Raw genomic sequence first — 7,417 nt, forward strand, 5'->3', positions numbered from 1 at the left:
CATCGTCGACGGCCATCCGCAGAGCCAGATCGACGATCTGCTGCCATGGGCCTATGCGCCTCAGCCGCTCAAGGCCGTGGCCTGAGAACACCGCTTACGGTCAATCCGATGCCGAACGCCGAAATCGTCATGCGTCAGCTGCCGGCATGGTTCGATCACTACAACCGGCTTCACCCGCACAAGGCGCTGGGATACCGTTCACCGCGAGAGTTCATCGCAGACCGTTCAATCGCGGAGGACGTGTCCGGTCTTTGAGGGGCAACAACACCCCGATCCTGGTTGAGCGCAAGGCTCCGGCAGAGTTTGTGAGCCGTAGGTTCCTAACGACAACTTTGAAATATTGAACGACATCGTTCGAATTAAAAAGCGAATTTCCGGCTCGTTTTCACGCAACGAATCGTCTTCTATTTGAATATTGACATGATTTAATTTAAATCTTTCCTCAATATCGCTTGTGCCGTTGCCAGAGCATCGGAAGACCTGCCCGTGTCATCGATGACGAGATGGCAGCTTATCGCATCGAGACCTGAGGTGATGGTCCAGACATGGAGGTAATGCACCGCCGTTACGGCGGGAAGCTCCAAGAGACGCTTCTCGATTAGCGCCACGTTGACCTCGGGCGGTGTGCCTTCGAGGAATATGTGGATCGACGAGGGTCCATCCCGTCAGCAAAACTACAACTGCTGCAACGATGACGCCCAGGGAGCCCAGCATGTCGCTCAGCACCTCGAAATAGGCGCCCTTCACGTTGATGCTCTCGGACGCCCCCCAAAGCAGCTTCATACTGATTAGATTAGCGTATCAGATTGATCATCAAGACCGCTGTTGCACCGATCACGCATCCAGACACGCCAAACCATAACTGTCGCCGCCTCTGAGCCTGCCGTGTTACCGCCCCGTCGACGATTCCCGCCAGGTGCATCCGCTCACGCTTCAACGCATCGGCCTCATCCCGCATCACCCGCGCCGCATCGGCGAATGCGTCGGCCCCGGCGCGTCCGATCGCCCGGCCATGCTGCTCGGGCGTCATCTTCAACGCCGGATGGTCCTGGATCGCGACTATCCGCGCCTCGACCTGGGTCAGCACCTTTACGACGGCGCCCAGCGTCGGTGTGTAGTCCGTCGCCCGCGTCGCGCCTTCGACAATAGCCGGCAGCGCCTCGACGGCCTGGCGCAAGGTCGCGACCTCCGCCTGCAGCGCGGCAAACGCCAACGCCGCATCGTCCTCGCCGGGCTCGATCCGATCGTCGTCCGTCACGCTCACCGCTCCATGCCCTTGTCGCGCTCGCGGACGTGCTTCTCGGCATCGGGTTCGCGCGCCGCCTTACCCTGATCCGTCTTGCCAGCACCAGCCTCCAAGCCCCGCTCGGAAGCTTCTCGTTGCACCTGACGCTGCCGCTCACGATCCATGCCGGCAACGAGCTGCGCAGCTCGCGCTGGCCCGCTCAGCTCCACCATGGCGCGCTGGCTCAGGCTCTCATGTTTGAGCACGGCGGCCATCTCCTGCGTCGACCCCGGCCGAACCTTGTCCATGGCCGCCCTGGCGCTCCGCAGCGCCAGCTTCTGATGCTCGAGAACCGGCAGATCGGCAGCGCGCATGCGAGCGGCGTCCTGATAGGCTTTCGCATACCCCTCGACAGCCGCCAAAAGCTGTACGCGGGCCGCTGCGGAGCCTGACGCAGGCGCAGCCGGGCCGTCGCCGCCCTTCCAATCTGAAATCGCGCCATCGCGCTCCCGGGCCTCACCGGGCCCTCCCCTGAGTTTGAGCCCGGCAAACATGCTCCGCTTTGCCGCCGGCGTCTCCACGCTGGCGTTGGCGCGATCACCACCATCTCCGCCAGCGACGCGCTCCTGTGCCTGGCCACGCTCGCCACGCCGATCGACAGCTCGACCCCCAGCGTCGGGATCCCTCCCGAGATCTGCACGCTGCTTTTCGCCAGCCTTGTCCTGCCGCCCCTGCCCGCCGGCGGCACGCTCCACCTCGATCTCGCTCTTCACCCCGAAGCGCTCGGCGATCCCGCGCCGCTCGGCAAACCCCTGCGCATAGTCGAGCGTGGTCTCCTTCGAACCGTCGCCGCCGAGCCGGGCCGACAGTAATTCCATTCCACCCTTGAACTCGTCCCGACCGGCATAGAGCGTCGCCTGATCACGATGGCGCGTCATCGACACATAGGTGAGATGCCGGTCCATCGTCCCCGACGCCATGACGAACGACCGATCCACGGTCGCTCCCTGGGTCTTATGGATTGTCGTCGCATAGCCATGGTCGATCGCCGCGTAGCTGTCGGTCGAGACCGTCACATTGCGCTCCTCGCCATTGCGCCCCTTGCCGTCGAGCTTGGCCGCGATCCGGCTCTCCTCCACCGACGCCACGGTCCCAAGCATGCCGTTCTTCACCCCGAGTTCGCGATTGTTCTCCAGGAACACGACCCGATCGCCGGGCGCGAAGGACCGTTTGCCGTAATTGGTTTCGAACACCCGCTCGCGGCCAAGCCGACCTTGCTCCCCCTCCCCGCGCGCCAGCTCGCCGGCCTCCTGACGCGCCGCGCGGATATCGGCATTGAGCGCCCGGACATCGACCCGCCGATGCGCCATCGCGACGCGCGAGCCCTCGGGCCGCTCAGTGGCGTCCGCCATATAGTCGGCGACGATCGCCGCCCGCGCCGCGTCCCGCGTTTCGCTGAACCGAACCCCGCCACGTTCGGCATAAGCAGAAAGCCCCTCACCCGTCCTGTGCCGGGCAAAATCGCCGGACGCCTCACGCTGCCAGTCCTCGCGCTGCCGGCGGATGTCCTGCAGCTCGGCGAACCCGACCCGCTCCGCGATCGCGCGGAACGGCGCGCCGGCCCCGATCGCCTGCAACTGCTCCTGATCCCCAACCAGAACGATCTTCGCGCCGGTGCGCTCGGCCTCGGAGACGAACCGCGCAAGCTGGCGCGACCCGACCATGCCGGCCTCGTCGATCACCATGACGTCTTTGGGACCAAGCTCGCCGCGACCGGCCTTCCAGCCATGCTCCCACGACGCCAACGTCCGCGAACCGATCCCTGACGCCTCCTCCAGCCCCTCGGCCGCCTTGCCCGACAACGTCGCGCCATGGACCGCATAGCCCTGCCGCTCCCAGGCGTCGCGCGCGGCTGCCAGCATCGTGCTCTTGCCGGCGCCGGCCAGCCCGACCACGACGGCGATCTGCTCCCCGCCGGTGACGTGCTCCACCGCCCGCCGCTGCTCGCCGCTCAGACCAGCCCGGTCGATCGCAGCATCCCGATCGGATTCCGACAGAGCCCCGCGCGCCACCTGGCCCGCCGTGTCAGCCGCAACCCCGCGCCGGATTGCACCATCCTGCACGGCAAGCGCCGCATCGACATGTGCCCCATCGACACCGTGCAATCGCGCCTCGCTCATCCGCACAGCCCCGGCCGCCATGCCACGCTCGAGCGCAATCATTTCCTTGGTCGAATATTTGGCCAGCGTGATCTCGCCGTTCTGATCGACCCGCTCCGCCTGAAGCTCGACCAGGGCATCCGACGCCATCACCTTGGCGAACGCCGCCTGGAACGCATCAGGCTGGTCAATCGAGCGATGCAGCGCCCGGGCCACATCATGGCGATCGAATACGCTCTTTTCGCCCGTGATCAGCGTCAGAACCTGTTCGGGCTTCTCCGCGATCAGATCGGCATTGCGACGCGCAGCATCCCCGTCCAGCCGGGTTCGCGACACCTCAACCCCTCTTCGCTCCATCTGGGTGGCGAACACCCCCATATGCTCGGTCGGCTCGATCTCCAGCCCGCGCTCCTGATGCGAGCGATGATCGATCCGGACATCATGACCTGCCGCCGCCAGCCGCTCGTTGGCGACCTGCTCCCACGACTGGCGGATCTCGCGCATCTGCATCGAGGAGGTCGGCAGCCCCTGCGACAGAAGCCACTTGTTCTCCCGCTCGATCGAGGTCTTGTCCAAGAACCCTTCCGACCCGACAGCCCGAACTGTCATCAGCAGATGGGCATGATGGTTGCGCACATCGGTCTCGCCATGCGGCGAATGGATCGCGACATCGACCGCCGTCCCATAGCGATCGGCCAGTCCCTGCGCGAACATTCGCGTCGCCTCCAGTCGCTCTTCCGCATTCAGCTCATGCGGCAAGGCAATCTCGAACTCACGCGCCACCCGGGCATCTTTCCGACCCTCAGCCGCCTCGGCCGCATTCCACAATGTCGCCCGATCTTTCGCCCATTCAGCATCCGACCCACGCGGCAACACAATCTCCGTATGCTCCACCCCGCCGCGCCGGGTAAAATCATGCGTGATGCCATCGCGCTCGTTGGTCAGCCGTTCGCCAGCGCGATAGGCCGCAGCTGCGACTGCGCTGCGGCCGGCACCACGGCTGATCGGCTTCATGCTGAGATGGTAGATCGCCAATTCGTGAAACCCTAGTTCGCGATAATGGTATCAGCCACTGAGTTGTGCAACAACTCGTAAGTGCGCACTTAAAGCGTCATCCGCTACGCTCCTGACGCTTCCCGTGGTCCACATGCGGCGCGCTTTGTGCTAGGCCGATCCGCGATGAGATTGGCATAACAGGTCGTGCTGGCGTGGCTCGAACTGTTCCAATGTTCGCGCGAGGGGTTGGCTCGTGCTGCTCGCGCCGTTAGAACCGGGCGCTCACTCTGACGGAGACGCCCCTATGGCGAAACGATCGATCGAGGAGCGGCTGGCCCAGCTCGATGCCCAACGCAAAACCCTGCAGGCCAGGCTCGGTCGGCAGGAGCGCGCCAACGACACGCGGCGCAAGGTGCTGCTCGGCGCGCTCGTCCTGCAGCGGCTTGAGACCAGCAAAGACGCCGAGTTCGTCGACCGTGTGCGGGCATGGCTGAAGCGCGAGCTGCCGGGGTTCCTGACCCGCGACGGCGACAGGACGCTCTTCCCCGACCTGATCGAGCTCTCGGCCGGGGAGAAGGCCGCTGTCGCTGCGTCTCAGGTTATGGCGGATTCGGCTGCTGCGGGTGAGCGGGCCTGATGCTGGCCCGTATCGCCTTCACCAACATGTTGCGCGCCGCGTGGCGCGATCCGCTTTGGGCGATCGGCAGCGTCGTCTTTGGGCCACTCGCCGCGATCCACTACGTCGCCAAAGTCGCAGGCGTTGCCGGCTTCGTCACGGTCGCCCTGCTCTTCGGGGTCCATCTCGCCATGGACGCGATCGGCATGGCACGCACCTGGCTCCATATCGCCGGCAACCTGCTCGCCTGTCTGCTCGGGCTGATGACGCTGGCGCGCTTCGTGATGAAGCCGATGGTGGAGCATTTTGGCATGGTCGATGACGACGCCACCCATGGCTCGGCCCGCTTCGCCAACGACAACGAGGTCACCTCGCTGACGCGTGGCCGATCGGGTCTGCTGATCGGCCGTGACCCGATTACCAATAAGCTGATGCGCTATGACGGGCCGGCCCATCTGCTCACGATGGCGCCGACCCGCACCGGCAAGGGCATCGGCACGATCATCCCCAACCTCCTCACCGCCGATCGCTCCGTCATCTGCATCGATCCCAAGGGCGAGAACGCGCGCGTCACGGCCCGCGCCCGGGACCGCTTCGGCAAAGTCCATATCCTGGATCCCTTCGGCGTCACCGGCCTCCGCTCCGCCGCGTTCAATCCGCTCGAGCATCTCGATCCCGACGACATCGATGTCGCCGAGGAAGCAGCGACGCTGGCCGACGCGCTCGTATTCGATGCGCCGGGCGAAGCCGGCGAGGCGCATTGGAACGAGGAAGCGAAAGCGCTGATCGGCGGCGTCATCCTGTCGATTGCCGCTGACGAACCGCGTGTGCGGCGCAACCTCGCGACTCTTCGCGAATGCCTCACGCTCGCGCCCGAAGCCTTCACCGCCCTGCTTAAACGCATGCAGGCCTCGTCGGCCGCCGGCGGACTGGTCGCCCGCGCCGCCAATCGCCATCTTGGCAAGTCCGATCGCGAGGCCGCCGGCGTCCTCTCGGCCGCGCAGCGCCATACCCACTTCCTCGACTCGCCGCGCATGACGGCCGTGCTGGAACGAAGCGACTTTTTCTTCGCCGATCTCAAGCGCCGGACCGCCACCGTGTTCCTGGCTCTACCGCCCGATCGGCTCGGGACCTATTCGCGATGGCTGCGCCTCATGGTCACGCGCAGCCTGTCGGATATGGCGAGAGCGCCCTCCCCTGCCCCGGCAGGCGCGCAGGCCGCGTCGGCAGAGCCGGTCCTCTACCTGCTCGATGAGTTCGCCGCGCTCGGCAACCTTGCACCCGTCGAGCGCGCCATGGGCCTCATGGCAGGCTACGGCGTCCAGCTCTGGCCCATCCTCCAGGACGTCCACCAGCTCCGCGCCACCTATGGCCGCCGCGCCGGCACCTTCCTCTCCAACGCCGGCGTCCTCCAGGTTTTTGGCGTCAACGATCACGACTCAGCCCGCCTCGTCTCCGACCTCACCGGCCAGGAGACCGTCGTCTTCCAGACCATGAGCCGCGCGCTCGACGCCGAAAAATCCGGCATCTCCTATGGCGAGCAACACGTCGCCCGCCCGCTCATGACACCAGACGAAGTCCGCAACATGCATCCGTCCGGACAAATGCTGTTTATCGCAAACCAGCGCCCCATCATCGCCAGCAAACTGCGATACTTCGCCGATCGCGAGTTCGAAGGACTGTTCGATCAGGCCTGACGGGCACAAGGGCCGCGAAGGCGAGCATTCGATCCTGGCGCAAACCATCGCCATCCGGCTGCGGCAGCTTGAAGCGCAGAGCCCCGATGTCGAGAGCTTCATCAAAAGGCTCGACGTCGGCCGGGGGAATTATTTCGACCTCCTGCATGCTCGGGGCAACCCGACCCTGCGCACCGTCGAAAAGGTTGCCGCACGCCTCGATCAGTCCGTGTTGGGGCTGATCGGCTTCACCGACAGCGAAGTCCGGCATGCTCTGAAGCGCCAGGGCATCGATTACGACGAACTGCAGGCCGCGCTGGCGGAGAGGACGGCTACCAACGACAGGATCGCCGCGGCCCTGAACCCTGTGAAGTGATCGGCCCCGGCGCCAGCGCCGGAAACCTCTGCATGCGACCCTCCGGCTCTCTACGGCGCTATGGAAAAGCGCGTTCGCCTCCAGGCCGGGGCGGCAAAGCCGCGAAAACCTATTAACATCATGATTTGCAGCGGCTCCTCTCGGAGTAACCAATGGAATATGCCGTTGCCTTGGCCCGTCATAGCGACATCGGCTACGACAGTAAGGACATCCGCAGGGCAGGTCGAGGAGAACGGCACTATGCCCAACATCCCGCCCATGGCCACTATCACTACTTTGGCAGATTTCTAACACGGGCTGCATTTTCGGGATTCCCGCGGAGCGGTTTGCGTGATTCATGGGTGGCCGGCTTCTGGAGGGCCGGCCATG

8 protein-coding genes and 1 pseudogene are annotated in these 7,417 nt (G+C 65.0%); 5 read left to right on the forward strand and 4 right to left on the reverse strand.

Going from position 1 to position 7,417, the window contains the following annotated elements:
• On the forward strand, positions 1-255 hold a 255-nt coding region (locus tag ACFPOB_RS29620; RefSeq protein ID WP_377801767.1), incomplete at its 5' end, for an integrase core domain-containing protein.
• Between the two features lie 170 nt (positions 256-425).
• Here ACFPOB_RS29620 and ACFPOB_RS31185 read toward each other — a convergent pair.
• From ACFPOB_RS31185 to traA, 4 genes and pseudogenes are all read right to left on the reverse strand, one after another.
• A complete protein-coding gene (locus tag ACFPOB_RS31185; protein ID WP_465248458.1) occupies positions 426-608 on the reverse strand; it encodes a cation transporter dimerization domain-containing protein in 183 nt (60 codons plus the stop codon).
• A 46-nt stretch (positions 609-654) separates the two neighbouring features.
• A pseudogene (locus ACFPOB_RS31190) lies at positions 655-783 on the reverse strand (cation efflux transmembrane domain-containing protein); the annotation flags it as partial.
• 10 nt (positions 784-793) lie between these two features.
• Positions 794-1,258, reverse strand: coding sequence for a DUF6118 family protein (locus tag ACFPOB_RS29630; protein WP_377801769.1), 465 nt, complete (start codon positions 1,256-1,258; stop codon positions 794-796).
• Between the two features lie 2 nt (positions 1,259-1,260).
• Positions 1,261-4,419, reverse strand: coding sequence for a Ti-type conjugative transfer relaxase TraA (traA, locus tag ACFPOB_RS29635; RefSeq protein ID WP_068175983.1), 3,159 nt, complete (start codon positions 4,417-4,419; stop codon positions 1,261-1,263).
• Positions 4,420-4,684: 265 nt separating this feature from the next.
• Here traA and ACFPOB_RS29640 point away from each other — a divergent pair, with 265 nt between their 5' ends.
• From ACFPOB_RS29640 to ACFPOB_RS29655, 4 genes are all read left to right on the forward strand, one after another.
• Positions 4,685-5,017, forward strand: coding sequence for a mobilization protein (locus tag ACFPOB_RS29640; protein WP_377801770.1), 333 nt, complete (start codon positions 4,685-4,687; stop codon positions 5,015-5,017).
• Positions 5,017-6,693, forward strand: coding sequence for a type IV secretory system conjugative DNA transfer family protein (locus ACFPOB_RS29645; protein WP_377801771.1), 1,677 nt, complete (start codon positions 5,017-5,019; stop codon positions 6,691-6,693). Before ACFPOB_RS29640 ends, ACFPOB_RS29645 begins: the two co-directional genes overlap by 1 nt.
• Before the next feature lie 208 nt (positions 6,694-6,901).
• Positions 6,902-7,048 carry a hypothetical protein gene (locus ACFPOB_RS29650; protein ID WP_377801772.1) on the forward strand — a complete coding sequence of 49 codons (147 nt, stop codon included), beginning with the start codon at positions 6,902-6,904 and terminating at the stop codon, positions 7,046-7,048.
• 152 nt (positions 7,049-7,200) lie between these two features.
• On the forward strand, positions 7,201-7,417 hold a 217-nt coding region (locus ACFPOB_RS29655), incomplete at its 3' end, for a hypothetical protein (protein ID WP_377801773.1).

It is taken from the genome of Allobosea eneae, from assembly GCF_042657265.1.
Taxonomy (GTDB): domain Bacteria; phylum Pseudomonadota; class Alphaproteobacteria; order Rhizobiales; family Beijerinckiaceae; genus Allobosea; species Allobosea eneae.